At 65.5% G+C, this 25,636-nt stretch carries 26 protein-coding genes and 1 tRNA gene; 8 read left to right on the forward strand and 19 right to left on the reverse strand.

The genetic code is table 11. The features are described from left to right. Positions 1–20 precede the first annotated feature (20 nt). The 10 genes from ACFZAI_RS25505 to ACFZAI_RS25550 all read right to left on the reverse strand — a co-directional run bounded on the left by ACFZAI_RS25505 (position 21) and on the right by ACFZAI_RS25550 (position 9,549). Entirely contained in the window at positions 21–2,501 is a 2,481-nt protein-coding gene (locus ACFZAI_RS25505; protein WP_391569550.1) for a TonB-dependent siderophore receptor, read from the reverse strand. A gap of 118 nt (positions 2,502–2,619) precedes the next feature. Next, positions 2,620–3,624, reverse strand: coding sequence for a FecR domain-containing protein (locus ACFZAI_RS25510; protein WP_391569551.1), 1,005 nt, complete (start codon positions 3,622–3,624; stop codon positions 2,620–2,622). After that, a complete protein-coding gene (locus tag ACFZAI_RS25515) occupies positions 3,617–4,129 on the reverse strand; it encodes a sigma-70 family RNA polymerase sigma factor (RefSeq protein WP_391569552.1) in 513 nt (170 codons plus the stop codon). Before ACFZAI_RS25515 ends, ACFZAI_RS25510 begins: the two co-directional genes overlap by 8 nt. A gap of 197 nt (positions 4,130–4,326) precedes the next feature. After that, positions 4,327–4,403 (reverse strand) — tRNA-Arg (locus ACFZAI_RS25520). A gap of 161 nt (positions 4,404–4,564) precedes the next feature. After that, positions 4,565–5,149 carry a helix-turn-helix domain-containing protein gene (locus ACFZAI_RS25525; RefSeq protein ID WP_391569553.1) on the reverse strand — a complete coding sequence of 195 codons (585 nt, stop codon included), beginning with the start codon at positions 5,147–5,149 and terminating at the stop codon, positions 4,565–4,567. A 13-nt stretch (positions 5,150–5,162) separates the two neighbouring features. Further along, the gene (locus tag ACFZAI_RS25530; protein WP_391569554.1) at positions 5,163–6,455 is read right to left on the reverse strand and encodes an NAD(P)/FAD-dependent oxidoreductase; all 1,293 of its coding nucleotides are present in this window, start codon (positions 6,453–6,455) and stop codon (positions 5,163–5,165) included. 16 nt (positions 6,456–6,471) lie between these two features. Further along, entirely contained in the window at positions 6,472–7,161 is a 690-nt protein-coding gene (locus ACFZAI_RS25535; RefSeq protein WP_391569555.1) for an amino acid ABC transporter permease, read from the reverse strand. A 2-nt stretch (positions 7,162–7,163) separates the two neighbouring features. After that, positions 7,164–7,856 carry an amino acid ABC transporter permease gene (locus ACFZAI_RS25540; RefSeq protein WP_391569556.1) on the reverse strand — a complete coding sequence of 231 codons (693 nt, stop codon included), beginning with the start codon at positions 7,854–7,856 and terminating at the stop codon, positions 7,164–7,166. 46 nt (positions 7,857–7,902) lie between these two features. Next, the gene (locus tag ACFZAI_RS25545) at positions 7,903–8,694 is read right to left on the reverse strand and encodes an ABC transporter substrate-binding protein (RefSeq protein ID WP_054427840.1); all 792 of its coding nucleotides are present in this window, start codon (positions 8,692–8,694) and stop codon (positions 7,903–7,905) included. 105 nt (positions 8,695–8,799) lie between these two features. Then, positions 8,800–9,549: an amino acid ABC transporter ATP-binding protein gene (locus tag ACFZAI_RS25550; protein ID WP_391569557.1), complete on the reverse strand. Its 750-nt coding sequence runs from the start codon at positions 9,547–9,549 to the stop codon at positions 8,800–8,802. Between the two features lie 162 nt (positions 9,550–9,711). Here ACFZAI_RS25550 and ACFZAI_RS25555 point away from each other — a divergent pair, with 162 nt between their 5' ends. From ACFZAI_RS25555 to cynS, 8 genes are all read left to right on the forward strand, one after another. Beyond that, on the forward strand, positions 9,712–11,214 hold the full coding sequence (locus tag ACFZAI_RS25555) for an aldehyde dehydrogenase family protein (protein WP_391569558.1): 1,503 nt from the start codon (positions 9,712–9,714) through the stop codon (positions 11,212–11,214). 227 nt (positions 11,215–11,441) lie between these two features. Next, positions 11,442–12,734 (forward strand): phospholipase A, encoded by a 1,293-nt coding sequence (locus ACFZAI_RS25560; protein ID WP_391569559.1) that lies wholly within the window; start codon positions 11,442–11,444, stop codon positions 12,732–12,734. A gap of 267 nt (positions 12,735–13,001) precedes the next feature. Next, the gene (locus tag ACFZAI_RS25565; RefSeq protein WP_391569560.1) at positions 13,002–14,138 is read left to right on the forward strand and encodes a PAS domain S-box protein; all 1,137 of its coding nucleotides are present in this window, start codon (positions 13,002–13,004) and stop codon (positions 14,136–14,138) included. Positions 14,139–14,144: 6 nt separating this feature from the next. Continuing rightward, complete coding sequence (locus ACFZAI_RS25570; RefSeq protein ID WP_054427845.1) at positions 14,145–14,783, forward strand: response regulator transcription factor; 639 nt, start codon at positions 14,145–14,147, stop codon at positions 14,781–14,783. 136 nt (positions 14,784–14,919) lie between these two features. Then, positions 14,920–16,278, forward strand: coding sequence for a CmpA/NrtA family ABC transporter substrate-binding protein (locus tag ACFZAI_RS25575; RefSeq protein ID WP_391569561.1), 1,359 nt, complete (start codon positions 14,920–14,922; stop codon positions 16,276–16,278). Then, entirely contained in the window at positions 16,278–17,120 is an 843-nt protein-coding gene (gene ntrB, locus ACFZAI_RS25580; RefSeq protein ID WP_391569563.1) for a nitrate ABC transporter permease, read from the forward strand. The genes ACFZAI_RS25575 and ntrB overlap by 1 nt, the downstream gene beginning before the upstream one ends. 4 nt (positions 17,121–17,124) lie before the next feature. After that, positions 17,125–17,919, forward strand: coding sequence for an ABC transporter ATP-binding protein (locus ACFZAI_RS25585; protein WP_391569564.1), 795 nt, complete (start codon positions 17,125–17,127; stop codon positions 17,917–17,919). 11 nt (positions 17,920–17,930) lie between these two features. Next, on the forward strand, positions 17,931–18,374 hold the full coding sequence (gene cynS, locus ACFZAI_RS25590; RefSeq protein ID WP_054427874.1) for a cyanase: 444 nt from the start codon (positions 17,931–17,933) through the stop codon (positions 18,372–18,374). Here the strand turns inward: cynS and pdxK are convergent, their stop codons facing one another. The 9 genes from pdxK to ACFZAI_RS25635 form a co-directional block, all read right to left on the reverse strand. Next, on the reverse strand, positions 18,375–19,238 hold the full coding sequence (gene pdxK, locus ACFZAI_RS25595) for a pyridoxine/pyridoxal/pyridoxamine kinase (protein WP_391569565.1): 864 nt from the start codon (positions 19,236–19,238) through the stop codon (positions 18,375–18,377). A 58-nt stretch (positions 19,239–19,296) separates the two neighbouring features. Further along, entirely contained in the window at positions 19,297–19,794 is a 498-nt protein-coding gene (locus ACFZAI_RS25600; protein WP_391569566.1) for an RES family NAD+ phosphorylase, read from the reverse strand. Beyond that, positions 19,791–20,291 carry an MbcA/ParS/Xre antitoxin family protein gene (locus ACFZAI_RS25605; protein WP_391569567.1) on the reverse strand — a complete coding sequence of 167 codons (501 nt, stop codon included), beginning with the start codon at positions 20,289–20,291 and terminating at the stop codon, positions 19,791–19,793. Before ACFZAI_RS25605 ends, ACFZAI_RS25600 begins: the two co-directional genes overlap by 4 nt. A gap of 61 nt (positions 20,292–20,352) precedes the next feature. Next, complete coding sequence (locus ACFZAI_RS25610; RefSeq protein ID WP_391569568.1) at positions 20,353–21,417, reverse strand: peptidylprolyl isomerase; 1,065 nt, start codon at positions 21,415–21,417, stop codon at positions 20,353–20,355. 18 nt (positions 21,418–21,435) lie between these two features. Continuing rightward, the gene (locus ACFZAI_RS25615; RefSeq protein WP_391569722.1) at positions 21,436–21,921 is read right to left on the reverse strand and encodes a YbjN domain-containing protein; all 486 of its coding nucleotides are present in this window, start codon (positions 21,919–21,921) and stop codon (positions 21,436–21,438) included. A 120-nt stretch (positions 21,922–22,041) separates the two neighbouring features. After that, on the reverse strand, positions 22,042–22,740 hold the full coding sequence (locus ACFZAI_RS25620) for a DNA repair protein (protein WP_391569569.1): 699 nt from the start codon (positions 22,738–22,740) through the stop codon (positions 22,042–22,044). A 5-nt stretch (positions 22,741–22,745) separates the two neighbouring features. Next, positions 22,746–24,440 carry a putative porin gene (locus ACFZAI_RS25625; protein ID WP_391569570.1) on the reverse strand — a complete coding sequence of 565 codons (1,695 nt, stop codon included), beginning with the start codon at positions 24,438–24,440 and terminating at the stop codon, positions 22,746–22,748. A 36-nt stretch (positions 24,441–24,476) separates the two neighbouring features. Then, a complete protein-coding gene (locus ACFZAI_RS25630) occupies positions 24,477–25,190 on the reverse strand; it encodes a TonB C-terminal domain-containing protein (RefSeq protein WP_054427855.1) in 714 nt (237 codons plus the stop codon). Positions 25,191–25,207: 17 nt separating this feature from the next. Continuing rightward, positions 25,208–25,627: a biopolymer transporter ExbD gene (locus ACFZAI_RS25635; RefSeq protein WP_006222018.1), complete on the reverse strand. Its 420-nt coding sequence runs from the start codon at positions 25,625–25,627 to the stop codon at positions 25,208–25,210. Positions 25,628–25,636 lie beyond the last annotated feature (9 nt).

Below are 25,636 nucleotides of genomic sequence, written 5' to 3' on the forward strand. Positions count from 1 at the left end.
ATGCGGCGGGTGTCAACGGCTTAGAAGCGGCCGCGCAAGGTCAAGGCGGCGCTGCGCGGCGTCCCGTAGAAGTTGCCGTAGTCCAGGTAACCAACCGTGCTGTAGTAGGTCTTGTCGAACAGATTGTTCACGTTGACCTGCGCCGACCAGTTGTCGTTGATCTGGTATTGGGCAAACGCATTCCAGATCGCGTAGCCAGGCTGCGTGAACTTGTACGGCGTGCTTTGCTTGCTGAGGCTGCCGTCGGCATTACGCAAGTACGCGCTGCCGCTGACATAGGTAGTGCTTTGAATGTTGACGCCGCCGCCCACTTTCCAGCGATGCAGTTCGCCCGGCAACTGGTAGGTCGCAAAGATCTTGGCCATGTGCTTGGGCGTCAGGGGCTGATAGCTGCCCCCCGACGCATTGCGGTCGCGATTCTGGTTGTAGTTGTAGCTGGCTGTCAGTTGGACGCCCGGCGCCACTTCCCCGCTCAGTTCCGCGTCAAAGCCCTTGCTGACGATGTTCCCGTCGGGCAGGAAGCAGCAAGTCGCGCCGTTGCCCGCCCTGCTGGACGGATAGGCCGTATCGCGCACGGCGGCATTCTTGCGCTCGATCTGATAAATGGCGAACGCGCTATGCAGCTTGCCGCCCAGGTGCTCGCCCTTCAAGCCGATCTCGTAGTTGCGGCCAGTTACCGGGTCCAGCGGGTTGCCGGGCGCCGGGCCTTGCAGGCTGTTGGCTTGCGATTTGAAGGTTTCGGCCACGCTGGCGTAGGTGGTCCAGGTGTCGTTCAGGTCAACCGTCGCGGCCACATAGGGCGTAAAGACATTGTCGTCCTGGTACTGGGTCACCGACGTTGCCAGGACCTCTCTTGCCGCATTCAAGGTCTGGTTCGTAAATGTGTAGTCGTACCGGCTCAGGCGGCCGCCCACAATGACATGCAGCGGTTCCGCCAGATGCATGTTCAGCGACCCGTACACGCCGGCCTGCCGCGTGTCGGTGGTCTGATTCCACATCGGCGTGAAGTCCGTATCGCGCGGGTAATCGTAAGGATTGAACTCGAAGATGTCAGGCACCGCCTGGCCGCGGTTGGACGGTTTGGAACCATAAGTGCTGGGCCGGAAACGTTCCCAACTGGCACCCACCACCACCTGGTGGCGGCGGCCCCATAGGCCAAACGAACCATTGGCGGACAAGTCGATGGACGTGTTCTTGAAGTGCTCGTTCTGGTTGCTGGCGGCGTCGAACAGCCCGCCGCCAGTCAAGGGGTCGATCGCGCCGGAGAAATAGTGATCGAAGCGGTCCTGGTGCGAGTTTTCATGGTTGATGTCCAGGTTGGCGCTCCAATCGCCTCCAAGCTGCTGCGTCACGTGCCCGAAGAGATTGACGATGGTCCGGGTCGCCTGATCGTCGGCGCCGCTCAGGTAGGTACTGCGGGGAAGCTTCAGGTCCTCGCCGGTGGCATAGCGCGGCAACCCGTAGCCCTGATAGGACGAATCCCGCTTTTGATAAGACGCCCCGACAAAGGCCGTGGTGGTGCTGGTCAGATCCGCTTCAAGAATCCCGTAGCCCAGCGTGCGGCGGCTGTGCGCCACATCGTAGAAGAAGTTCTTGTCTTCATAGGCCAGCACGCCGCGCCCACGCAACTTGCCGTTTTCCGTCAGCGGGCCACTCACGTCCAGATCCGTACGCTTATACGCCCAACTGCCTACCTCGGCCTGCGCGATGATCTGCAATTCCGGGGTGGGTTTCTTGCGTACCAGGTTGATCGTACCGCCCGCTTCGTTGGCGCCGCCAAACAGGCCGTCAGCCCCGCGCAGCACTTCGACGTGGTCATAGAACGCCATGTCATCGTCCGCACCGAACGAGCGGTACATCGACGCCCCACCATCCACGCGCATATTGCCGATTGCGAATCCGCGCGACAGATAGTTGCTGCTGAGCATCGCCCCCTGGAACATCGCGATGCCCGGCGTGGCGCTCATCACGTCGTTCAGGCTGACCAGACGCCGGTCTTCGATCTCTTGCCGGGTGATCACCGACACGCTTTGCGGCACCTCGCGCAGCGCTTGCGCCGTCTTGCCCCCCACCGTGGCCGAACTGGCGGTGAAAGAGCCCGTGTTTTCGGTCACACCCGCGCGGCCCAGCACGGTGACGGGCTCCAACTGAGTCACGCCGGGCGGCGGCACGCGAACCAGGCGATACCCGTCACGCTCGGGCAACGCCTCCAGACCCGTGCCGCGCAGCAACGCCGACAGCCCTTCCCTGACGCTCATCACCCCATCCACGCCCGGACTCTGCAAACCCGACGTGACGGCGGGATCGCTTGCGATCAACACCCCGGCCTGAGCGCCGAAGCTCAACAAAGCGGCATTCAAGCCGCCCGCGTCAATGCGATAGGCGCGACGTTGATCGTTCTCTGCGGCCTGCGCCCAAGCAGAAGACGGCAGATGGGGAAGGATTGCGCCAAGCAATACCGACGCAAGAAGGGTGTGGCGGGCGGCTCGGGGGAAGGCCATGACTCAGAGTTCCTAGACTGGGATGAAAAACAGATACGCCGGTGTGTTGGCGCCGTTCTCTATCTCTTTCGCTCGAACGCTGAATTTCCGCCTTTCCTGTAACAACTTCACCGCGCCATCAGTGGGCGGCGCTCAGGGACACCCAGTACCGCGTGCGGTAATGCACCCGCACGGGCAACACCCGCGGCAGCATCGTCAGGATGCTGTCGGTGTCCGTCAACGGATACGTGCCCACCACTTCCAGCCGCGCGATTGCAGGATCACAACGCAGCACGCCCGTCCGGTAGCGGGCCAGTTGCGCCACGAAGTCGCCCAACGGCATCCGGTCGGCCAACAACATGCCATGCGTCCAGGCGTCAGCGCCCGGCGCCACTGGCAGCACCGGACCCGCGCCCAACGCTTGCAGCGCCGTATGCTGGCCTGCCAGCACCCGCGTCACCCGCCCGTCGGCGCGCGCAACGATATCCACCGCCCCTTCGAAAACGGCAATCTCGTAGCCCAGGTCACCCCCGTTGTCGCGCACGGAATATCGCGTGCCCACCGGCGTCAGCACGCCGTCGCGCGTCATCACCGACAGCGGGCCCAAGTCGCTGGAACTGGCGCTAGTGATCAAGATTTCACCCGAACGCAGCGCCAGGGAGCGAGGCCGCTGGTCCAGGCGCAGGTCCAGCGCGGTGCCCGGCCCCATGACGATGCGCGTGCCGTCATCCAACGTCAGGGTGCGCAGTTCGCCCGTGCCCGTGCGCTGATCCGCCAGCAGGACGGGCAAGCGCTCCCACGGTTCGGCGGCCCATGCCAGCCCGGCCACGGCGCCGCCCGTCACCATCCACTTGAGCGCATCGCGGCGCGCGCGGCGCATCGCCGCCCGCTCGATCAATTCAACCGCGACCGCCGGCGTCGCCACGGCACAGCGCGCCGCAAGATCGCCGCGCATGGCGCACATCCGCTGCCAGATGGTTTCGTTGTCGGGATGCGCTTGACGCCAGCGCAGGCAGGCGGCCACCGTCGCGTCGCTGGGCTCGCCTTGCAGCCGGGCCATCCAGTCGGCCGCCTGCGCCAAGCGCTTGCGATCGACCGGCAGGCCGTCCGGGGCACGCTTGCTCAGCATCGCGGCGTCAGCCATAGATCGCCAGATAGCAATGCTGCAAGGCCTTGGACAAGGCTTTCTGTACGGCGTTGGTGGAAATGCCCAGTTCGCGGGCGATGTCGGGCTGCGACAGGCCTTGCACCTGCGCCAGCATGAACACCCGGTGCACGTGCACCGACAGGCCATCCAACACGGCGCACACCGCCGTCACCGCCTCGACCACCAGCGCCCGCTCTTCCGGCGAAGGGGCCACGTCGACGGGCTGGCGCGCCAGCACCTCGCAATAGGCCGCCTCGACGGCCGCCCGGCGGAAATGGCCGATAGTCAGCGTGCGAGCGATGTTGGTCAGGCAGGCGCGCGGCGCCGCGATGATGGCGCGGATATCGTCACGCAAGACCCGTTCGAAGGTGTCGTGCGCCAAGTCGGCCGCCTGGTCGACGTTACCCGTCTTGCGCCGCAGCAGTGTCACCAGCCAGCGGTGATGGACGCGATAAAGGTCCTCGACCGCCTGGCCTTTCATAACATCGGATGAGGAAGACACGGCTGCGCCCGCACCAAAATGGAACAATAACGATTCGCATTATAGACACAGCGCCCACCACCGTGCGGCAGCGGCAATCCAGCGATTCCTGAAACCGGCTACGGCAACGGAAACACTAACGCAGGCATTTTTATTCTAATGATTAACCTGCCAGCGAATTTCAAACCCTTGTACAGCCTTGTATTGACTCGCTGTTTTGGCGCGGCAGGAGGGGCTCGAACCCCCGACCCCGGGCTTAGAAGGCCCGTGCTCTATCCAGCTGAGCTACTGCCGCGCAGTCTTTTGACGACCCGGAACATGTCCGGGCGCCGAATTTTACCTTGTTGGGGAAAAAGGTGGGGGCTGCCTGATTCGGGCGCCTGATTTGGGCTGCCTGATCCGGCTGCCTGATCCGCACGCCTGATCCTGCCCGGTTACCCCCGCCCCTGCCGCGCCCTACTCTTCCTCAATATCCGCGTGCGTGGACACCCACAGCACGATTGCGTCTTCCGGGCTCAGGCTGATGACCCGGTGTCCCATGCGGCTGTCTATATAGAAACTCTCGCCGGCTTTCAGGCGGGCCGGTTCGTAGAACTCCGTGTACAGCAGCACTTCGCCTTCCAGCACGTAGACGAATTCTTCGCCGCCGTGGCGGCTCCAGTCTTGGAATTCGTCGAACGAGCGGGCTTTGACGCGGGTGTGGAACGGCATCATGCGCTTGTGTGACAGCGCGGTGCACAGCAGGCGGTGGTCGTAGTACGGGGTGTCGTATTGGCGGCCTTCGCCCTGGCGGCTGAGGCTGCGGCGGCCGGTGCCCATGTGGGCGTCGGACGCGGTGAAGAGTTCGGCCACGTCCAGGTCCAGGCCGGCGGCGATCTTGATCAGGTTGTCATAGGTGGGCGACAGCAGGCTGTTCTCGATTTTGGACAGCGTGGACGCGGCCACGCCGGTGGCCGCCGCCAACTGCTTCAGAGTCCAATCGCGCTCTTGGCGCAGGGCTCGCAGCCGTTGTGCCAATGCGCTCTGTTTGTTGCCTTGCATCCTGTGTACCTTGTCATGCCCGCGATGAGCGCTCCCGCCACCAGTCGCGCGCCTGGTAAGACCAATAAGTCAGTTGAACCGCCGCTGTCCCCAGCCCGCCGCCGTTCCACGCCAGCCCGAACGGTTCGAACAGCTTGTAGCGCTGCGTGTCGCCGGTGATTCCTTCGGCCACGACGCGTCCGCCGATTGAGGTGGTGTTCATGCCGTGCCCGCCAAACGCCGTGCAATACCAGACGTCCGGCGCCAGCCGGCCGATCTGCGGCATCAGATGCCGGGCGTAGGCCATGCGCCCCGACCATGCGGTCTCGACGCGCAGCCCCTGCAATTGGGGGTAGACGGACAGCAATTCGCGGCGCAGGGACTCGGCCAGATCGGGCGGGTCATCGACACGGGTAGTGATTCTACTGCCCCAGCCGATGCGGCCGCCATCCAGCACGCGATAGTAGTTGCCGGCGCGGCGGTCGTCGCCAATGGCGGCGGTGCTGCGGATGGCTTCCTGCACGCGGTCGCCCAGCGGTTCGGTCAGCATGATGTAGGTGGCGATCGGCAGCATCGCGCGGCGCAGCGCAGGCACGACGTCGCCCGTGTAGCCGCCGGTGGCCAGCACCACGGTGCGGGCGTCGATCTGGCCCTGCGCCGTTTTCAGATGCTTGATGGCGCCTTCCAGGGTGACGCCGGTGACCGGGGAATCTTCATGGATGCGCACGCCCAGCCGGACACATTCGCGGGCCAGCGCGCGGGCGTAGTTCAGCGGATGAAAGTGAAACGAGCTCGGATCTTCCACGCCTTGGTGGTAGACGTCGGACACCAGGCGTTCGCGCACCTGGTTGCGCGTCAGAAAGCGCACGTCGCGGCCGAAGTCGCGGCGCTGGGCGTCGCACCACTGGTTCAGCGCATCGGTGGCTTCGTAGCGCACCACGCGCAGCCGGCCATCGACCTTGTGCGCGTCGGCGATGGCGAGCGTGCGGATGTTGTCGCGGATGATCTCCACGCCTTCCATCGACAGCCGGTACAACTGGCGGTAGTGGTCTTCGTCCACATGCTTTTTGATGGCGTCGGCGCCGGCCGAGAAAGCCGGCGAGACCGAGCCGCCGTTGCGGCCTGACGCGCCCCAGGCCACGCGTTGCGCTTCCAGCACGGTGACATTGCGGCCGCGGCGCGCCAGTTCCAGCGCGGTGGACAAGCCCGCCAGCCCCGCGCCCACGACGCAGACGTCGGTGCTGGACACGCCCGCCAACGCCGGATAAGTGGTCTCGGTGTCGGACAGCGTGCGTTTGTAATAGGTGTCGATGTACTCGGAGGCCATGCCGATGCGGTCCGTGTCAGTGCAGGCTTGCGCCCTGCAAGCCGCCCGTCAAGCGCTTTTCCAGCCAGTTGGCCAGGCGCAGCAGCGGGTAGCAGTAGATGAAATAGATGGCGGCGATCATGCCGTAGATGAACAGCGATTTCGCCGGGAAGGTAATGATGAACACCTCGCCCTGGCGCGTCAGTTCGGTGATGCCGACCACCGACAGGATGGCGGTGCTTTTGATCAGCATGACGTAGACGCCGCTCATGGGCTGCACGATCAGGCGCATGGCTTGCGGCAAAATCACCAGACGCAATATCTGCAAGGGCCGCAGGCCTAGCGTCATGGCCCCTTCGGTCTGGCCGCGCGGCACGGACTGAATGGCGCCCATGACGATTTCGGCCACATAGCACGATGTATAGACGGACAGCGACACAAACGCCGCCGTGCCGGAATCCCAATGCAGCAGCGCGATGCCGGTGCTGGGCAGCACGAAGTAGAAGATGTAGAGCTGCACCAGGAACGGCGTGCCGCGCAGAACGTGGATATACAGCCCTAGCAGCTGGTGAATACCCCGAATGTGATAGCTGCGTATCACACCAATCACAAACCCCAGCAACGAGCCCGCGATGATGGCCACAAACGAAATCTTCAGCGTTTCCCAGAAGCCCTTCAGCAGAAAGGGCAGCACGACGCCAGCGGTGGAAAGATAGGAGTCCAGCATGTTTACCTCGCGTTCCAGGCCGGGCCGGCCAGCCACAGGCTGACGCCTCGTGACAACAACAGCATGACGCCGTAGATCAGCAGATAGCCGGCGGCAATCGTCAGGAAGCTTTCACTGGGCACGATGCGGTCACTGTTCATCTGCACGCCTGCGGCCACCAGCTCAAACACGGTAATCAGCGACAGCAGCGATGTGTCCTTGATCAACACAGCGGTTTGCCCCAAGAGCGGCGGCAGCGTATTGACGAAGGCTTGCGGCAGCACGACGTAACGCAGCCGCTGTTGGTAGTTCATGCCGCAAGCCTTGGCGCCTTCGATCTGGCCGCGCGGCACGGATTCGATGCCCACGCGGATGATTTCGCTCATGTAGGCGGCGTGATGCAGCGTCATGGCCATGATGCCCAGGATCATTTCGCTCCAGCGCCCGGCGCCCGGAATCAGCATGGGCACCGCGTAATAGACCAGATAGATCTGCACCAGCAAGGGGGTGGAACGAATGAACTGCACGTAGGCGGCCACGGGGCGCCAGATGACGGCGCGGCGCGACATGTGCAGCAAGGCCAGCGGCACGCCGGCCAACACCGACAACACCAGGCTTGCGCCTGCCGCGATCAGCGTGTTGGCCAGGCCGGTGGCGAATTGGCCCGTGTACTGGCTGACGATGCGCCAGTTGTAGTAATCGATCAGCCAGTCCATGGGCGCTCAGGTCTCCGTGTGGTGTTGCGTGATCGCAATCGATGGATCAGTGGTCTTTCTTCCAATCCGTGGAGTACCAGTATTTGACCTGCTCGGGCAGCGTGTTGTCGGCGGTCTTCAGCGTCTGCCAGTTATCCAGCCAGAACTTCAGGCGGAACGCATTGGGGCCGACGGCGAACGCCAGCGGCTCGCGCACCATCACGCCGTCCAGCACGCGCAGGTTGCCGAAGTCCACCAGGAACTGGTTCGCGGTAGACATCGACATGATGCCGGCGTCCAGACGGCCGCTGGACAAGGCCTGCCCGACCGGGGCGCTGCCGCCCGAGAACTCTTTCATCGTGGCCTTGGGCAGCATTTTCTTGCCCACTTCGGCATACGTGCTGGCGCCCAGCACGCCGACGTTCACCCCGGCCTTGTCCAGTTCCTCGTACGACTTGTACGGGGAATCCTTAGGCACGACGGCAACGGTTTCGGCATAGAACATCGGCGCCGAGAACAGCACCTGCGCCGCGCGTTGCGGGGTAGGCGTCATGTCGGCGGCCACCATGTCGGCCTTGCCGGACAGCAGCGCCGGCAGCAGGCCCTTCCACTCGTAGTCCTGCAAAACGAGTTTCACGCCCAGGTCGTCGGCCATGCGCTTGGCCACTTCCACGGCCAGGCCCGTGCGGTTGCCGGACTTGTCCATGAAGCTCATCAGCGGGCCAGAGGTCTGCACCGCCACCCGCAATTCACCGCGCTTGATGATGTCGCCCAGCTCGTCGGCTTGCGCCGGCTGCGCAACCGTGGCGGCCGCGAATGCGACGCTGGCCACGCCCAGCCATTGTTTGATTTTCAGCATTTCAATATCCCCTAGAGGTGGATGAAGCCTTGTCGTTCCGGGCGAAGCGAGTCGTGTTGCCGCAGGGCCGGCAGCGCCCGGATTAGCCGGACCGGCCTGCTTGGACTACAAAATCTTTTCCAGAAAGGCACGCGTGCGCGCCTCTTTCGGATGACAGAACACCTCGTCGGGCGTGCCGATTTCAACGATGCGGCCGGCGTCCATGAACAGCGCGCGGTCACCGACGTCGCGGGCGAATCCCATTTCGTGGGTCACCACCGCCATCGTCATGCCGTCGTGGGCCAGCTGGCGCATCAGCTCAAGAATGCCGCCCACCGTTTCGGGGTCGAGCGCGGAGGTCGCCTCGTCAAACAGCATCAGCTTGGGGTCCATGGCCAGCGCGCGGGCAATGGCCACGCGCTGCTGCTGGCCGCCGGATAACTGGCTGGGATAGCGCTCGCCGTAATCGCCCATGCCGACACGGCCCAGCAGTTCGCGGGCATAACGTTCGGCGTCCGCACGGCTGCGGCCGCGCACCACGCGCTGGGGTAGCGCAACGTTGTCCAGCGCAGTACGGTGTTGGAACAGGTTGAAGTGCTGGAACACCATGCCCACTTCGGTGCGCCACCGGTTGACGTCGGTGGCCGGGTCAGTGAGCGACACGCCATCCACGCGGATCGTGCCGCTGTCGATGCTTTCCAGCCCATTCAAAGTGCGCAGCAAGGTGCTCTTGCCAGAGCCGGACGGCCCGACGACCACCATCACTTCGCCCCGGTTCAGCTGGCAATTGACGGCGTCCAACGCAATATGCGGCGGCTGGCCGTCGCGTTGGAAGGTCTTGGTGACTGCTTGAACATCCAGTAAAGCGTCTGCCACGTAGGCACCCCATCACGTTGGGACTGCGCTAAAAAAAGTTTCGCAATTCACGCCAGAGTTTCGTATAGTAAATTTTTTTCCAGAATCGCCACTTAGGCATAACCCTTAAGCGAAGCCATGCGTTTCAAAACATGGACTTCGCTGGCAATCCAAGGAACCGGCATGGACACCCCCCAAGACATCCTGCGCGCGCTCGGCCTGAATGCCGACGTGCTTAGCGGCGGCACGCTGACCGCACGCAGCCCGATCGACGGCGCTGAACTGGCCCAGGTGCACGAACACACGGTGGCGCAGGCCCATTCGGCCATCACCCGCGCCCGTCAGGCCAGCCTGGCCTGGCGCGACGTGCCGGCCCCGCGCCGGGGGGAATTGATCCGCCTGCTGGGCGAAACGCTGCGCGAAAACAAGACCGCGCTGGGCCGTCTCGTCAGCCTGGAAGCCGGCAAGATCGTGGCCGAAGGCGAAGGCGAAGTGCAGGAAATGATCGACATCTGCGACTTCGCCGTCGGCCTGTCGCGCCAGCTGTACGGCCTGACCATCGCATCCGAACGCCCCGGCCACCGCATGATGGAAACCTGGCATCCGCTGGGCGTGATAGGCATCATCAGCGCCTTCAACTTCCCCGTGGCCGTGTGGTCATGGAACGCTGCGTTGGCTATCGTCTGCGGCAACGCCGTGGTGTGGAAGCCGTCTGAAAAAACGCCGCTGACGGCGCTCGCCTGCCAAGCCCTGTTCGCCCAAGCCATGCAACGCTTTGGCGACGCGCCCGCCGGCCTGTCCGAAGTGCTGATCGGCGGCCGCGAAGTGGGCGAAGCGCTGGTCGACTCGCACACCGTGGCGCTCGTGTCCGCCACCGGTTCCACCCGCATGGGCCGCCAGGTGGGCCCGCGCGTCGCACAACGCTTTGGCCGCGTACTGCTCGAACTGGGCGGCAACAACGCCATCATCGTCGGCCCCACCGCCGACCTGGACATGGCCGCACGCGGCATCGTCTTCGGCGCCATCGGCACGGCCGGCCAGCGCTGCACCACCACGCGCCGCCTGATCGTGCACGAAAGCGTGGCCGACGCCCTGGTCCAACGCCTGCACAAAGCCTACGCCAGCGCCCCCATCGGTAACCCGCTGGACAGCGGCAACCTGGTTGGCCCGCTGATCGACCGCGGCTCGTTTGACGCCATGCAAGACGCCCTGAAAGCCGCGCGCGAACAAGGCGGCAAGGTCACCGGCGGCGAACGCGTGCTGGCCGATGCATACCCCAACGCCTGGTACGTGCGCCCCGCCATTGCCGAAATGCCCGGCCAAACCGACGTCGTCTGCCACGAAACCTTCGCGCCCATTCTGTACGTGATGCGCTACAAGGAATTCGCCGACGCGCTGGCGTTGCAAAACGGCGTGCCGCAAGGCCTGTCGTCCGCCATCTTCACCAACGACCTGCGCGAAGCCGAAACCTTCCTGTCGGCATCGGGTTCGGACTGCGGCATCGCCAACGTCAACATCGGCACCTCCGGCGCGGAAATCGGCGGCGCCTTCGGTGGCGAAAAAGAAACCGGCGGCGGCCGCGAATCGGGTTCCGACGCCTGGCGCAACTACATGCGCCGCGCGACCAACACCATCAACTACTCGCGCAACCTGCCCCTGGCGCAAGGCATCAAGTTCGGTGAGTAATGCGTAAGGCGCACGCATAGCCGCGCTGCGGCGCAGCCACAAAAACCAAGGCCCCGGGCATTGTCATCAATGCCCGGGGCCTTGTCGTATGCAGCCCAAGCAATGCCGCGCCAACATCCTGATTACCCGATGTTTATTACAAGGCCTACATCCGATAAGCCTGCCTTACAAACAGTTTCCGTGCGCGATGCTACATTGCCTCGTCACAAGAACAACACACCGCACCCATGTCCCTACGCCGTCTTGCACACCCCCACTTCGCCCTGCACGCCTTGACCGCCGCCGTCGCCCTCAGCGCGGCAAGCGCCGCGACCGCAGGCGTGTCGTACCGCCTGGACCGCCCGTCCGCCGCCCCAGGCGAAACCGTCACCATCGAAGCCGTGTACTTCAACGAAGGCAGCGCGCGCGCCAATTGGGAAGCGCCGCCAGAACTGGTGCTGCAATGGCGCAGCCAAGACGGCAAAATCGTGCGCAGCCTGGCCAAGCTGGCCGGCGACCGCGCGAGCTACAGCGTGCCCGTCAACAACTTCGCGCGCATGGCGTGGACCGCCGTCGTCCCCACCACCGCACGCGGCCTGCAAGCCGTCTCCATCGAAGGCCAGCCGTCCATGATGGCGCTGGACGCCACCGGCCGCGAAAGCGGCACCGTCGCCAGCACGCCCGCCCAAGGCCCCGTCGTTGACGCCCGCAGCGGCCAGCCTGTACCCGTGGCCGCCGTCACCGCCGTCGGCGCATCGCCCGAAGGCGGCCCCGCCCCGGACGCCGCCGTCGTCCCCACCGTGCAACCGCAAACAGCGTTCGACCGCTTCCGCAGCTCGATCTCGGAATACAAACCCGTCTACTTCGACATCGGCACGCGCGGCCAAACCACCGCCCGCTTCCAGATCAGCGCCAAGTACCGCCTGTTCAGCCCCAGCGGCGACCGCCCGGCCACCTGGGGCGAGAACTTCTACCTGGCCTACACCCAGACTTCGCTGTGGGACTTGCAGGGCGACTCCATGCCCTTCATCGACACCACGTTCAACCCCAGCGCATTCTGGCTGTCGGACAACATCTGGCAGTCGGCCAACCAGAACTGGCGCTTCGGCATGAACACCGGCGTGGAGCACAACTCCAACGGCAAGGACGGCGAAGACTCGCGTTCGGTCAACGACGGCTACATCGAACCGCGCTTCCACTACCGCTTCGACAGCGGCAGCACGCTGACCTTCGCCCCCAAGGTCAAGGCCTACTTCGCTGTAGCCGACGAGAACCGCGACTACGCCGACTACGCCGGCCGCGTCGATTGGCAGTTGCGCTGGGCGCAAGACAACGGCGCGGTGGTGTCGGCGATGTATCGCCAAGGCGACCAAAAGCGCCGCACGACGCAGTTGGACTTCGCCTGGCCCTTGCAGCGCACGTTCTTGAACATGAACGGGTATCTGCATTTGCAGTACTTCAACGGCTACGGCGAAACCCTGTTGGGCTACAACCAGCGCAACGAATCGCAGTTCCGCGTAGGCCTGTCCTTGGTGCCGTAATACCCAACACCCCCACATGCCCACCGCCCGCCGCCCGGGCGGCAGGCGACGGGCGGCCCTGCAAGATCTTCCAAGCCAAACCCAGCACCCCAGAAGCAGGCCAAGCACACCGCCCGCCACCCCGGGCGTCCCCAGCACTCCGGCCGACGAATTACGCGCGCGCGGTTCCTCCGTGAACTAAAGCCCCGTCACCCACGGCAAACACCCTTCCCTTAAACTCCCCAAAAAACAAAAACCAAACGCGCTCCTCGGGGAAAACACGCAATCATGTTCGCCGACTTAAACCATCTCTCGCACCACGCCGCCTGGCGCCGGCAGTTGGAAATGCTGTTGGAGTCCGCCGGCGAAGGCATCTACGGCATCGACCTGCGCGGCCGCTGCATCTTCATCAACGGCGCCGGCGCCACCCTGCTCGGCTACTCCCCCGATGAAGTCGTTGGCCGCAACATGCACTACCTGATCCATCATTCGCACGCCAACCGCGACCTGATGCCCGTCCACGACTGCCGCATCTTCCAGGCCTTCCGCGAAGGCCGCGGCGTGCGCGTTGACGACGAAGTGCTCTGGCGCCGCGACGGCTCCTGCTTCGACGCCCAATACGCCTCCTACCCCATCCGCAACGAGCAGGAAGTCGTCGGCGCCGTCGTCACGTTTTCAGACATCACCGACCGCAAACGCATCGAACGCGAACTGCACAGCACCCAAGCCCAGCTCGAACGCCGCGTCGGCGAACGCACCGCCGAACTCACCAGCGCCCACGACTCGCTGCGCCGCCTGTCATCTCACCTGTCCACCCTGCGCGAAGAAGAACGCGCCCACATCGCCCGCAACATCCACGACGATCTTGGCGCCTCGTTCACCGCCTTGCAGCTGGACCTGAACTGGCTGCGCCGCCAACTGGGCGCCACCCCCGAACTGCAAATCCACGTCGACCGCATGCTGGACGTCACGCAGACCGCCATGGGCGCCACGCGCCGCATCCTCAGCGACCTGCGCCCCGTCGTGCTTGACCACCTGGGCCTCTGGGCCGCCCTGGAAACCCTGCTGCAAGACCTGCAAACCCGCACCGGCCTGCAATGCCGCTACCTGTGCCCGCCTGACACCGAACGCCGGCGGCTGGACCGCAACGCCGAAATCGCCGTCTACCGCATCGTTCAGGAACTGCTCACCAACGTCCAACGCCACGCCTGCGCCCGCAGCGTCAGCGTCAGCGCCGTCTGGACCGAAGAGGGCCTGCTCCTCACCGTCGAAGACGACGGCATCGGCATGCAACTGCCCGAAGCCCGCCACACCTTCGGCATCCTCGGCATGCGCGAACGCGCGCGCGGCATCGGCGGCGACCTTGCCCTGGACAGCGCCCCCGGCGCCGGCATGCGCGCCCGCCTGCGCCTGAACCCCACCTGATCCGCCATGGCCCTGAACCTGCTCATCGTTGACGACCACCTCATCATCCGCCGCGGCCTTGCCCGCATCCTGGAAGAAGACCCGCGCGTGGCCCTCGTGGACGAAGCCGCCGACGCGCCCTCCGCCTTGCGCGCCCTGCGTCAAACCCGCTACGACGCCATCGTGCTGGACGTCGCGCTAGGCGAACGTGACGGCCTGGACGTCCTGAAGACCGTACGCGCCGACTACCCCGCACTCGGCGTCGTCATGCTGTCCGTCTACCCCGAAACCCAGTTCGCCGTGCGCGCCCTGCGCACCGGCGCGCACGCCTACCTGAACAAAGGCTGCGACCCCGACGAACTGCTGTCCGCGCTCGTCAACGCCGCCGCCGGAAAACTGTACGTGACGCCCGCCGTCGCCGAACTGCTGGCCCACACCGTCCGCCAAGACACCACCCGCCCCCCGCACGAACAACTGTCCAACCGCGAATTCCAGGTCTTGCAGCTGCTGGTCGCTGGCCGATCCGTCTCCGCCATCGGCGAACAACTGGCCTTGTCCGTCAACACCATCTCCACTTACCGCAGCCGCATCTTCGAAAAGCTCGGCGTGCGCACGCTGGTGGAACTGGTCGCCTACGCCAACACGCACCAGCTGGGTGCGCTTTAACGCCCCACGCACCACCCCGGCGCACACCGCGCACCGCGTAGTAAATCCCCTACACGCATATCGTCGAACCCGGGATACCGCCCCCGCGCGGCCGGCCCCATGATGGCTCCAACCCCCTCTAGGCCGGAGCCATCCCATGTCCTTATTCAGCAATCCGTTCGACGCCAACAGCCGTCTTGCCTGCGGCTGCGGCCGCCATGCCTCGCAGGCCGAACACGAACGCGCCGCGCAAGCCGCCACGCCATCCGCCACGGACAACGCGGTAGAACAAGCAGTCATGCGCGCCCTGTTCCCGCAAGACGCGCTGCGCCGCCGCTTCCTGCGCGCCGTGGGCAGCAGCACCGCCATGGCCGCCATCGCGTCGATCTTCCCGCTGGCCGCCGCCCGCGAAGCATTCGCGCAATCCACCGGCCCGCTGGAAAAGCAGAAACTGAAAGTCGGCTTCATCCCCATCACCTGCGCCACCCCCATCATCATGGCGCACCCCATGGGCTTCTACGCCAAGCAAGGCCTGGATGTCGAAGTGGTCAAGACCGCCGGCTGGGCGCTCATCCGCGACAAAGCCATGTCCGGCGAATACGACGCCGCCCACATGCTGTCGCCCATGCCGCTGGCGATATCGATGGGCGTGGGCGCCAGCCGCGCCGTGCCGTGGACGATGCCCGCCGTGGAAAATATCAACGGCCAGGCCATCACGCTGTCCATGAAGCACAAAGACCGCCGCGACCCCAAGGACTGGAAGGGCTTCAAGTTCGCCGTGCCGTTCGACTACTCCATGCACAACTACCTGTTGCGCTACTACCTGGCCGAACACGGTCTGGACCCCGACACCGATGTGCAGATCCGTTCCGTGCCGCCCCCGGAAATGGTGGCCAACCTGCGCGCCGACAACATCGACGGTTTCCTGGCGCCTGACCCCGTCAACCAGCGCGCCGTGTACGACGGCGTGGGCTTCATCCACACGCTGTCCAAAGCCATCTGGGACGGCCACCCCTGCTGCGCGTTTTCCGCCAGCAAGGAATTCGTCACGACGATGCCCAACACCTACCAGGCGCTGCTGAAGTCCATCATCGAAGCCACCGCCTACGCCCGCGACCCCGCGCACCGCAAGGAAATCGCCACCGCCATCGCCGCGCCCAACTACTTGAACCAGCCCGTCACCGTCGTCGAACAAGTGCTGACCGGCACCTACGCCGACGGCCTGGGCAAAGTGCTGACCGACCCCAACCGCATCGACTTCGATCCCATGCCCTGGCAATCGTTTGCCGTGTGGATACTGACGCAGATGAAACGTTGGGGCCAGCTCAAGGGCGACGTCGACTACCAGAAGGTAGCCGCCGACGTCTTCCTGGCGACCGACGCCGTGCGCCTGATGCGCGAGGCCGGCCTGACCCCGCCCGCTGAAACCAACAAGACCTTCAGCATCATGGGCAAACCGTTCGACCCCACCCAGCCTGAAGCCTATCTGGCCGGCTTCAAGATCCGGAGGACCTGATGCGGTCCATGCAATATTGGCGGGCGACGTTCCTGTCCGTCGCGCTGTTCCTTGCGTTTCTGCTGCTCTGGCACGCCGCCACGCGCCCCGACACGGGCGGCGCGGCGGTGGACCCAGCCTATGCGGCGCTGGTCGGCAATGCGGCGGCCAGCGGTTCGAAGACGCCCTTTCCCGGCCCCGCCGAGGTGGGCGAAAAATTGTGGCAACACGTCAAAGACCCGTTCTACGACCGCGGCCCCAACGACAAGGGCATCGGCGTGCAGCTGGCGTATTCGGTGGCGCGCGTGCTGACGGGCTTTGGCCTGGCGGCGCTGGTAGCGATACCGCTGGGCTTTCTGATTGGCATGTCGAAGACCGTCTACCGCGCCTTCGACCCCTTCATCCAGGTGCTTAAACCGATTTCACCGCTGGCGTGGATGCCGCTTGCGCTCTATACCATCAAAGACGCCGACACGTCCGCCATCTTCGTGATCTTCATCTGCTCGCTGTGGCCGATGCTGGTGAACACCGCGTTCGGCGTGGGCGCCGTGCGGCAAGACTGGCTGAACGTCGCGCGCACGCTGGAGGTGTCGCGCCTGCGCACCGCCCTGCAAGTGATTCTGCCTGCCGCCGCGCCCACCATCATGACGGGCATGCGCATCTCGGTGGGCATCGCCTGGCTGGTGATTGTGGCCGCCGAAATGCTGATTGGCGGCACCGGCATCGGCTACTTCGTCTGGAACGAATGGAACAACCTGTCCATCGCCAACATCATCTGCGCGATCTTCTTCATCGGCCTGATCGGCATGCTGCTGGACACCTTGCTGGCCCGCGCGGCGCGCCTGGTCAGCTATCGGGAGTAAGGCCATGAGCCACGCATTTCTGCAAGTCCAGGGCCTGGGCAAACGCTACCCCGGCCGCAACGGCCAACCCCAGCCGCCGGTGTTCGAGAACATTGACTTCGACATCGAACAAGGCCAGTTCGTCTGCGTCATCGGCCATTCGGGCTGCGGCAAGACCACCATCCTGAACGTGCTGGCAGGCATCGACGACACCAACGAAGGCGTTGTCATCATGGACGGCCGCCAGATCTCTGGCCCGTCGCTGGAGCGCGGCGTCGTGTTTCAGGCGCACGCGCTGCTGCCGTGGCTGACCGCGCTGCAAAATGTGGAATTCGGCGTGCGTTCGCGCTGGCCCGCCTACACCCGCGACCAGGTGCGCGAACACAGCCTGCGTTATCTGGACATGGTCGGCCTGGCGCATGCCGCTGCCAAGAAACCCAGCGAGTTGTCGGGCGGCATGAAGCAACGCGTGGGCATTGCGCGCGCCTTCGCCATCCAGCCCAAGATGCTGTTGCTGGACGAACCCTTTGGCGCGCTGGACGCGCTTACGCGCGGCACCATCCAGGATGAGTTGCGCAGCATCGTCCAGCAAACCCGCCAGACCGTATTCATGATCACGCACGACGTGGACGAAGCCATCTTGCTGTCGGACCGCATCCTGCTCATGAGCGCGGGCCCCTACGCCCGCATTGCCGAATCCGTCAGCGTGGACCTGCCGCGCGACCGGACGCGCGCCAGCCTGCACCACGAACCCCGCTACTACGAAATCCGCAACCATCTCGTCGACTTCCTGGTCGACAAGGCATCCCACAAGGAGTGAATCCCATCATGATGTCCCGCGCTGAAGTCACCGAACTGATCGTTACCCGCAAGCTGGAAAAGAAGCTCAGCTGGTCCGCCATTGCCGAGGCCGTGGGCCAGAGCAAGGAATGGACCACCGCCGCGCTGCTCGGCCAGATGACCCTGACCGAGGAACAGGCGCTTGCCGCCGCCCGCGTGCTGGACCTGCCGGCCGACGCCGTGGTGCAGCTGCAAGTGGTGCCTTACAAGGGATCGCTGCCCACGTCGGTGCCGACCGACCCGCTCATCTACCGCTTCTACGAACTGATCAACGTCTACGGCACCACGTTCAAGGCGCTGATCAATGAAGAATTTGGCGATGGCATCATGAGCGCCATCGACTTCAAGATGGACCTGTCGCGCGAAGCCGACCCCAAGGGCGACCGCGTGCAGATCGTGATGAGCGGCAAGTTCCTGCCGTACAAGACGTATTGATCAGTCTTCCACCGCCAGTTCTTCCCACGCCAGCTCGCGCGTGCGGACAAGCGTGGCGGTGACCAGGGCCGCGGCCTCGCGCACGGCCCCGGGCAGGTCCTGCCCGGTCAGCAGCTTGGCCGTGACGCTGGCCATGAACACGTCGCCGGTGCCATGCACCGACGGCGGAATGGCGATCTCGGGGTGCGTGACCACGCTGACGTTGTCGCGCGTCACCACCGCCAGCTGCAAGGTGCCGGGTTCCGCGGCCATCGGCGCGGCGCTCGTCACGACGATCCATTGCGGCCCCAGCGCGATAAGCTCGCGGGCTGCCGTCACCACCTCGTCCATCGTCGACAAGGCGCGGCCCACCAGCAGCTCAAGCTCGAAATGGTTGGGCGTCATGCCATCGGCCAAGGGCACCAGCAAGCTGCGGTACTGCGCGACCAGGCCCTCGTTCACGTACAGGCCATCGTTGCGGTCACCCATGACCGGATCAATGTGCACGCGCACGTCCGGCCGCGCCGCACGTAAGGCCGGCAGCCAACGCGCCAGCAGGTCCGCCTGCCCCGGCTGGCCCAGATAGCCGCAGACGACCGCGCGCGCCACCTTGGTGACGCCGCGCTCGTCCAACCCCTTCAACAAACCTTCGAACCAGTCCAGCGGCACCGCGCCCCCATGCAGCGTGGGATAGTGCGGCGTGTTGCTCAAGAGCACCGTCGGCACGGCAATGGCCCGCAGGCCGGCGCGGCGGAATACCGGCATGGCGGCGTTGTTGCCCACATAGCCATAGACGACTTGGGACTGGATGGAAACGATGTCCACCTGCGCGGTGTAGGCGGGCAACGCTGCGCCCGTCTCGGGGGCAGCGGAGATTGCGGTCATACGTCGGGCTCCTGACAGGAACGAAGGGCACGCCGGCCAACGCCGGCTGTGCCACATTCTAGTCCTGCCCGCCCCCGGCATCCGCCGCGGCCAGCCAGGCGGCGTCTTCCCGCACCGCGCGGGCGATGCCCGCCAGGTGCGGCGCGTAGGGATACGCAACCGACGACACAATCTGGCACTGCGACAACTGCGGGTGGCTCGCGTTCAGCAAGTACTGCACGCCCCCCGCCGCCGACGGCACGCGCAGCAGCAGCGACTCGCCGCTCGCCAGCCACGCGTTGCCCAGCGCGCGGGTGGCGGGCAGATCGGTGTGCCAATGCAAGGGCGCGTCGGCATCACTAACGGCAGCGCCGGGCGCCTTCACTTCCAACAGGAAGTAGTGGCGGGGCAAGGCTTGCGGGTGCGCCACTTCGGACAAGGCCAAGCGGGCGAACACGGCGGCGGCAGGATTGGCGTCCAGCACCACCACCGGCGCGCCGGCGCTGTGCCAGCGGCCCGCGGGCCGCGCCCGAGGCTGCAAGTCCTGGCTATTGCTTAAGCGCCAGAGCGCAATCATGGGCCGTTTCCTTCATCAATATCGACAAGCCATGCTTCAACGACCGCGGCGTAGCGCCCGTGCTGGCACAACAGCAACGGCACCCGGCCATGCAGCCGGCGCTTGGGCGTGCATAGCCAGCGCCGCGCCTGATCGCGGCCGCCGAAGACCAGCTCGGCCAGCCACGCCACGCGAAGCGCCCGATACAGCACGCGCAGGTCGGCCAAGTCCAGGCCCAGCGCGCGCGCCGGATCTCGCGCGCGACGGGATGCGGACGGCGGCAACGCGCGGGGCGGCGGCAGGGGCGTGGACTTCGCCGGAGGCATCGGCGACGCTTCCCGCAATACCATCGGCGACGCCCCCGGCAATAGCATCGGCGACGGCCCCGCCGCCAACATCGGCATCAAGGGAAGCCAGCGCGCAAGCTCGGCGGGAAACGTTAGCCTCAGGGCCTGCAACAGCGCCGCCGCGTCTTGCATGCTGGCTGGCGGCTGGGCGCTGCCCAGCGCTTGCGTCAAGCGCCGGTCAAGCGCCCGGGTGATACCGCCTGCCGCATCATGCCCCCCATCATGAAACCCATCACGGGGCGCGGGCGACGGACGGGGGGCTGGCCTGGCCGGCCGCGCTTTGTTCAAACGCGGCGTTGAGGGCTGCGCCATCGATGCTGACGGTTCCGGCATTCAGCAATCCCTCCAGATAGGCCCGCGCGGCCAGTTCCTGACGTTGATTACGCAGCGCAACGCGCAGCTCGTCCTTCACTTGATCAAACGGCGTCACGCTGGCCGGCTGCATCGCCGTCAGCTTCAGGATGTGAAACCCCGCCGCCGACTGCACCGGGGCCGACACCTCGCCCGCCTTCATCTGCGCCACCACCGGACGCATTTCGGGCGTCAGCTGCGCCAAGGGCAGGTAGCCAATATCGCCCCCTTGCGCCCGCGAGGTCTCGTCGCGCGACTGGCTTTGGGCCAACGCCGCGAAATCCGCCTTGGGCGCTTGCGCGCGCTTGGCCAGGTCTTGCGCCTGCTTGCGCGCCGCCGCCACCGCGTCCGCATCGCTTAACGCCGCTGGCAGGAAGATCTGACTGACGCGGTACTGCGCCGGCACGGTCAACTGCGGCTTGGCGCGTTCGTAGGCCACTTGCAGATCGGCGTCCGACGGATAGGCGTCTGGCGCTCGGCTGACGGAATCCAGATAGCTCTGCACCACAATGCGTTCCTGCGCGGCTTGCACGGCGCGTTTGATCTCGGGCTTGTCTTGCCAGCCCTGCGCGCGCGCCTGCTCGATCAGCGCGCGCTCGGCCAGACGCGCGCGCAGCCACTGGTCCAGACCCGCCCGGTTCTCCTGCAATTGCTGTCGCGCCTGCGGCGGCATCGCCTGCAACTGGCGCAGCAGTTCGTCGCGTTCGACGCGCACCGTACCCAAGGTGGCGACGGCGGGCGCCTGGGGGGCAGCGGACGGCGCTGCTGGCGGGGCGATGGCGGCCACCCCTTTGGCCGGAGCCGAAGCCGGGGCCGCGGGAGCAGGCGCCTCGCTGCTTTGCGCATCGTTGCCGCGCATCAGCGCCACCGCGCCCGCCAGCACAGCAATCAACAGCACGGCCGCCGTCAGGCGCAGGCGGTTTGAGGAAGTCAGGGTCGTAGTCATGAAGAAAGCCTCAAGGCATCAATGCGCGGTGGCGGCTTCGGTCTCAGCGTTGGCCGCTACCGCAGCCACGGCGTCGCCATCCTGCGCCGACGCATTCGCGCGCAGGAACAGCAGAAACTCTTGCAGCAAGCGGTCCCAGAGTTCGGTCGTCGCGCGCAAGTACGATTCCGACACGCCGCCCGCCACAATCACGTCCAGCTCCAGCACCAAAAACACGCCCTGCACCGTCAGGCGGGCAAAGCGCTTTTCCACGTTCCAGCGCTCGGCAAGCCCGGCCGGCACGTCGCCTTGCACGCGCAGCGCGCAGCTGAGCGTGTAGTCCAGATAGTGGCCGTCGTGCGGGGCGGGGTTGCCCATGCGGGCGGCAAAGCCCACGCCCTGGCTGGCGCTCAGCAATTGCACCGCGCCGTTCTGTTCAGACAGCGTCACGCGGTAGCCCACCGATTGCAGCAGCGCTTGCAGGCGCTCGGCGTTCACGTCAAGAATCAGGCCGGCTTCGGCCATCGCAACGTCAGCCGTTGCCACAGCCGTTGCCACAGCCGTTGCCACAGCCGTTGCCCCTTCAGTCGATTCAATTTCAGTCATTTCAAATTTCCTGGATACGCAAAAGTAATGTGGAACAGACTACGGCTTGGACGTTGCAGCCGCTTGACTGCGCGGCGTTTGCGCGTCGTACAGCTTGTCGCCATAGGCTTGCGCCTGCTCCTCGAACTGCACACGCGCCTTGCCGGCAAACGGCTGCTTCAGCGCCAGGATGTCGCCCGTGCTGATGCGTTCATAGGCGTTAAGGATTTCCTTGCCGGCCGCATACATGTCGCGGTTCTTCGCCACGCACACCTTGACCTCTTCATCGCGCTGGGCGAGCGTGCGCGCCAGCGCCACGCGCTCGGCTTCCTTCGTGCGCGACAGCGTCAGCAGCTCGTCATACGCGCCCTTGTATTTGCCCAGCTGCGCGTGGCTGGCGGCGACTTGCGCCTGGGCGTTCTCCAGCACGGCCTCCTGCTGCCCGGCCAGCTTTTCGGCTTGCCCCCGGCTCTTGGCCAGCTGCGCGCGCAGCGACTCCAGCTCTTTCTGTGCGGCATCACGTTGCGCCTCCGCCGCCGTCTTGGCGGCGTTGATCTGCGCCTGCTCGCTTTGCAATTGCTGCAACTGCTGCGTGGTGCTGCGCAGTTGCGCGCGCAGGCGCTCTTCCATGCTTTCGGCCTGCGCGCCGCCGCCCACGCTCAAGCCCGCCGCGCACAAGGCCACGGCGGCGGCCAGCCGCCGCCCGCGCGCGGACGGCAGCCAATGGCGGGGTTCATCCCATACGATGTGCATGTTCATGGCGCTTAGAACCTGGCGTTGATTTCAAACTGCATCGTGTCGATGGCCAAGGGCGGGCCGTAGATTTCCTTGGTGCTCATCCAGCGGAACACGCCGTACACGTTCTTCTCGAACGCGTAGCCCGCGCCGATGTAGTAGCCGCGCGCATTCGTGCCGCCCTGGTGGAACGACGAATCGTTGAACGCATCGGGCAGCGCATCCGGCTGGATGTACTTGTAGCCAACAAAGGCCAGCCAATCGCCCTTCTCCTTCAGGTCATACGACCGGCCCAGCGTGGCTTGCAGCATCCAGGCGTTGGGGCCGCTTTCGATGTCGCCGTTGTCGCCGAAGTTATTGACGATGTAGCCCTGCGAGCGGCTCGCCATCTTGCTCTTGCTGTAGGCCAGGTTGCGGATGTAGTTGCCGTTCAGGCGCAGGCCCAGGCCGTCGAACACGCGCGTGTCCCAACGCAGGTTCAAGTCCAGCAAGTCGAACTTGGACGCCAGGCCCACGTATTGCGGCTGCGGCGTGTCGGCCGGGTTGAGCGGGTTGGGCGCGATGTTGCGCAACAGGAAAAGCGTGTTGCCCTTCTGCATGAAGGCGGGGCGCGACCAATCGGTGTCGCAGCTTTCATCACCCGCCCACGGCGAACACGCGCTGGAGCGCTTGCCCGCAATGTTGTCGAAGTGGTAGTAGGCCAACGCGCCGCGCAGGCTGTTCTGGTTGTTGATCTTCCAGTCGGCGCCCACCTGGGCGCCCAGCAGCCATTTGTTTTCGGTGGCGCCTTCGCTCATGGACGACGAGTTCCAGCCGTTGTTCGCGTATTCCGTTGCAAACGCGCCCAGCGTGCCGAACAGCGTGACGTCGCGGCCTTGCAGCGGCTGCTTGAAAATCGCGGCGATACCGTCAAAGTTCAGGTCGTTGGAGAACAGCGTGTCGGTGGATTCGAAGGGGTTGGCGATGCGCCCGCCCGTCACCGTAGCCCACTTGGCGGGGCGATAGGTCAGGTACGCCTGATCCAGCCAGATGTCTTTCTTGCCCATGCCGCCACCCAGCGTCTGCGACGTGGAGACCGGGCTGTCGTCGCTGCCGGTCGCCAGCCGGATGCCGGCCGTCCAGTCGTCGGAAATCTCGGCGCGCACGCCCAGGCGGGCGCGGATGCGCAGCTGATTGCGGCGGTCTTCGCGCGTGTTCAGCATGGGCGGGTAGCCGCCATTGGTGTTGGAATTGACGTCGTACGGCCCCTTGGCGTTCAGCTTGGCGAAGTCGGTGATTTCGTTGCTGTTGCCGCCGTTATAGAAGCGCGATTCGTCGCGCACGCGCACATCGCCTTCCACCGTGATGCGCGACACCCAATCCGGGAACGTGTTGGGCTGCGCCCAGTTTTCTTCCTTGGCCTGCACCATGACTTCGGCCTTGACCTCGTCGCGGATCTGATCGCGCACGGTCTGCGGAATGTAAGGCACGCGCACGTCGCCCGCTTGCGCGACGGCCGCGCCGCGGTCGGGCGTGGCTTGACGCGCGGCCTTGGCTTCCGCCTCGGCCTGCGCGACCAGCGCGTCGGCCTGTTCGGGCTTGAGCACGCCTTGCTGCACCAGCAGGCGGATCAGGTTGATGGTGGCGTTCTCGGACGGCGCGGGCGCGGAATGCGCCGGCAGCGCGGCGGCGCCCGCGGCGGCCAGCGCCAGCGATGCCGCCAGCCGGTTCAGTTGGAACTTCATGCTTAGGTCACTCCAGGATCGGTTCTATTCAGGACATCAAGAGGGGCGGCGGCCGGTGAGCGAGGCGCGGATCGGCATGTTGGCCGAGGCCGGCGGGCGTTCATCCAGGCCTGGCACGGCGCGCAACGCCGCCACCACGCGGGCGTCGACATCGGCGTCACCACTGCCCCGGGTCAGTTCCACGCGCGTAATCTGCCCCGACGCCGTGAGCCAGATGTTGGCTTGCAGGCGGAAAGTCAGATTGCGGGTGCGTTCGTCTTCGCGCAGGATCTTTTGCAGCGCGTAGGCCAGGTACTGGCTGTAGGTAGCGTTGCCCGCCCGGCCGCCGCCCCCGCCCGACATGCCCTTGCCCTGCCCCGCGCCGATGTTGAACGCGTCGCTGCCGGCTTGCGCGTCGCCATCGATCTGCATGGGGTTGGCCAGGTCATCGGCGGGGCGCGGCGGCGCTTCGTCCTGCGGTTTGGGCGGCTCGGGCGTAGGCGTGGGCTCGGGTTCGGGCGTGGCCACCGGTTCTTCCTTGGGCGGCTCGGGCTCCGGCGGCTTCTCGGGTTCGGGCGGCGGCGGCGGGGGCGGCGGCAGCGGGATGATGGCCGTGACCTTGGGCGCATCGCGCCGGACACCGGACATATCGTTGGCCCAGCGCCAAAGCGCGTAGGCCGCCACGATCGCCGCCACCGCCACGGCCGCCAGCTTCAGCCAGCGGCGCGCCGGATGCGGAACGCGCGAGGAATCGGATGCGTGTTGCGGCATGACGTTGGTCCCGGCCCCTATTGCGGCTTGCCGGTAACGAGACCGACCTGCGCAAGCTCCAGGCGGCGCAGCAGGTCCAGCACTTCCACGACCTTCTGGTATTGCACGGCGGCGTCGCCGCGCACAATGACCGGGAAGTCAGGGTTCAGCGCTTTCTCCGTGCGCAGCCGGTCTTCCAGCTCGGGCAAGGTGACCGGGTAGGCGTCCAGGAAAACCTGGCCGGCGTCGTTGACGGAAATCGCCTTGGTCTTGGGCTGCGACAAGGCCATGGTGGAACTGGCCTTGGGCAGGTTGACCTTGATGCCGGCGATCTGCGCGGTGGCGGTCAGGATGAACATGACCAGCACCACCATCAGCACGTCGACCAGCGGCGTGATGTTGATACCGTCGACGGGCGCGTCGTCATCATCGTCTTGGGAGGCGGATACGGAAGCCATGGCTGCTCC

The sequence above is a fragment of the Achromobacter sp. NPDC008082 genome, from assembly GCF_042957345.1.
Classification (GTDB): domain Bacteria; phylum Pseudomonadota; class Gammaproteobacteria; order Burkholderiales; family Burkholderiaceae_B; genus Achromobacter; species Achromobacter kerstersii_A.

What these genes read in the sequence shown, in the direction of transcription:
- ACFZAI_RS25505 (WP_391569550.1), bottom strand. Translation starts at nt 2,501, where the DNA reads ATGGCCTTCCCCCGAGCCGCCCGCCACACCCTTCTTGCGTCGGTATTG.
- ACFZAI_RS25510 (WP_391569551.1), bottom strand. Translation starts at nt 3,624, where the DNA reads ATGGCTGACGCCGCGATGCTGAGCAAGCGTGCCCCGGACGGCCTGCCG.
- ACFZAI_RS25525 (WP_391569553.1), bottom strand. Translation starts at nt 5,149, where the DNA reads ATGCAAGGCAACAAACAGAGCGCATTGGCACAACGGCTGCGAGCCCTG.
- ACFZAI_RS25530 (WP_391569554.1), bottom strand. Translation starts at nt 6,455, where the DNA reads ATGGCCTCCGAGTACATCGACACCTATTACAAACGCACGCTGTCCGAC.
- ACFZAI_RS25535 (WP_391569555.1), bottom strand. Translation starts at nt 7,161, where the DNA reads ATGCTGGACTCCTATCTTTCCACCGCTGGCGTCGTGCTGCCCTTTCTG.
- ACFZAI_RS25540 (WP_391569556.1), bottom strand. Translation starts at nt 7,856, where the DNA reads ATGGACTGGCTGATCGATTACTACAACTGGCGCATCGTCAGCCAGTAC.
- ACFZAI_RS25545 (WP_054427840.1), bottom strand. Translation starts at nt 8,694, where the DNA reads ATGCTGAAAATCAAACAATGGCTGGGCGTGGCCAGCGTCGCATTCGCG.
- ACFZAI_RS25555 (WP_391569558.1), top strand. Translation starts at nt 9,712, where the DNA reads ATGGACACCCCCCAAGACATCCTGCGCGCGCTCGGCCTGAATGCCGAC.
- ACFZAI_RS25560 (WP_391569559.1), top strand. Translation starts at nt 11,442, where the DNA reads ATGTCCCTACGCCGTCTTGCACACCCCCACTTCGCCCTGCACGCCTTG.
- ACFZAI_RS25565 (WP_391569560.1), top strand. Translation starts at nt 13,002, where the DNA reads ATGTTCGCCGACTTAAACCATCTCTCGCACCACGCCGCCTGGCGCCGG.
- ACFZAI_RS25570 (WP_054427845.1), top strand. Translation starts at nt 14,145, where the DNA reads ATGGCCCTGAACCTGCTCATCGTTGACGACCACCTCATCATCCGCCGC.
- ACFZAI_RS25575 (WP_391569561.1), top strand. Translation starts at nt 14,920, where the DNA reads ATGTCCTTATTCAGCAATCCGTTCGACGCCAACAGCCGTCTTGCCTGC.
- ntrB (WP_391569563.1), top strand. Translation starts at nt 16,278, where the DNA reads ATGCGGTCCATGCAATATTGGCGGGCGACGTTCCTGTCCGTCGCGCTG.
- ACFZAI_RS25585 (WP_391569564.1), top strand. Translation starts at nt 17,125, where the DNA reads ATGAGCCACGCATTTCTGCAAGTCCAGGGCCTGGGCAAACGCTACCCC.
- cynS (WP_054427874.1), top strand. Translation starts at nt 17,931, where the DNA reads ATGTCCCGCGCTGAAGTCACCGAACTGATCGTTACCCGCAAGCTGGAA.
- pdxK (WP_391569565.1), bottom strand. Translation starts at nt 19,238, where the DNA reads ATGACCGCAATCTCCGCTGCCCCCGAGACGGGCGCAGCGTTGCCCGCC.
- ACFZAI_RS25600 (WP_391569566.1), bottom strand. Translation starts at nt 19,794, where the DNA reads ATGATTGCGCTCTGGCGCTTAAGCAATAGCCAGGACTTGCAGCCTCGG.
- ACFZAI_RS25610 (WP_391569568.1), bottom strand. Translation starts at nt 21,417, where the DNA reads ATGACTACGACCCTGACTTCCTCAAACCGCCTGCGCCTGACGGCGGCC.
- ACFZAI_RS25615 (WP_391569722.1), bottom strand. Translation starts at nt 21,921, where the DNA reads ATGGCCGAAGCCGGCCTGATTCTTGACGTGAACGCCGAGCGCCTGCAA.
- ACFZAI_RS25620 (WP_391569569.1), bottom strand. Translation starts at nt 22,740, where the DNA reads ATGAACATGCACATCGTATGGGATGAACCCCGCCATTGGCTGCCGTCC.
- ACFZAI_RS25625 (WP_391569570.1), bottom strand. Translation starts at nt 24,440, where the DNA reads ATGAAGTTCCAACTGAACCGGCTGGCGGCATCGCTGGCGCTGGCCGCC.
- ACFZAI_RS25630 (WP_054427855.1), bottom strand. Translation starts at nt 25,190, where the DNA reads ATGCCGCAACACGCATCCGATTCCTCGCGCGTTCCGCATCCGGCGCGC.
- ACFZAI_RS25635 (WP_006222018.1), bottom strand. Translation starts at nt 25,627, where the DNA reads ATGGCTTCCGTATCCGCCTCCCAAGACGATGATGACGACGCGCCCGTC.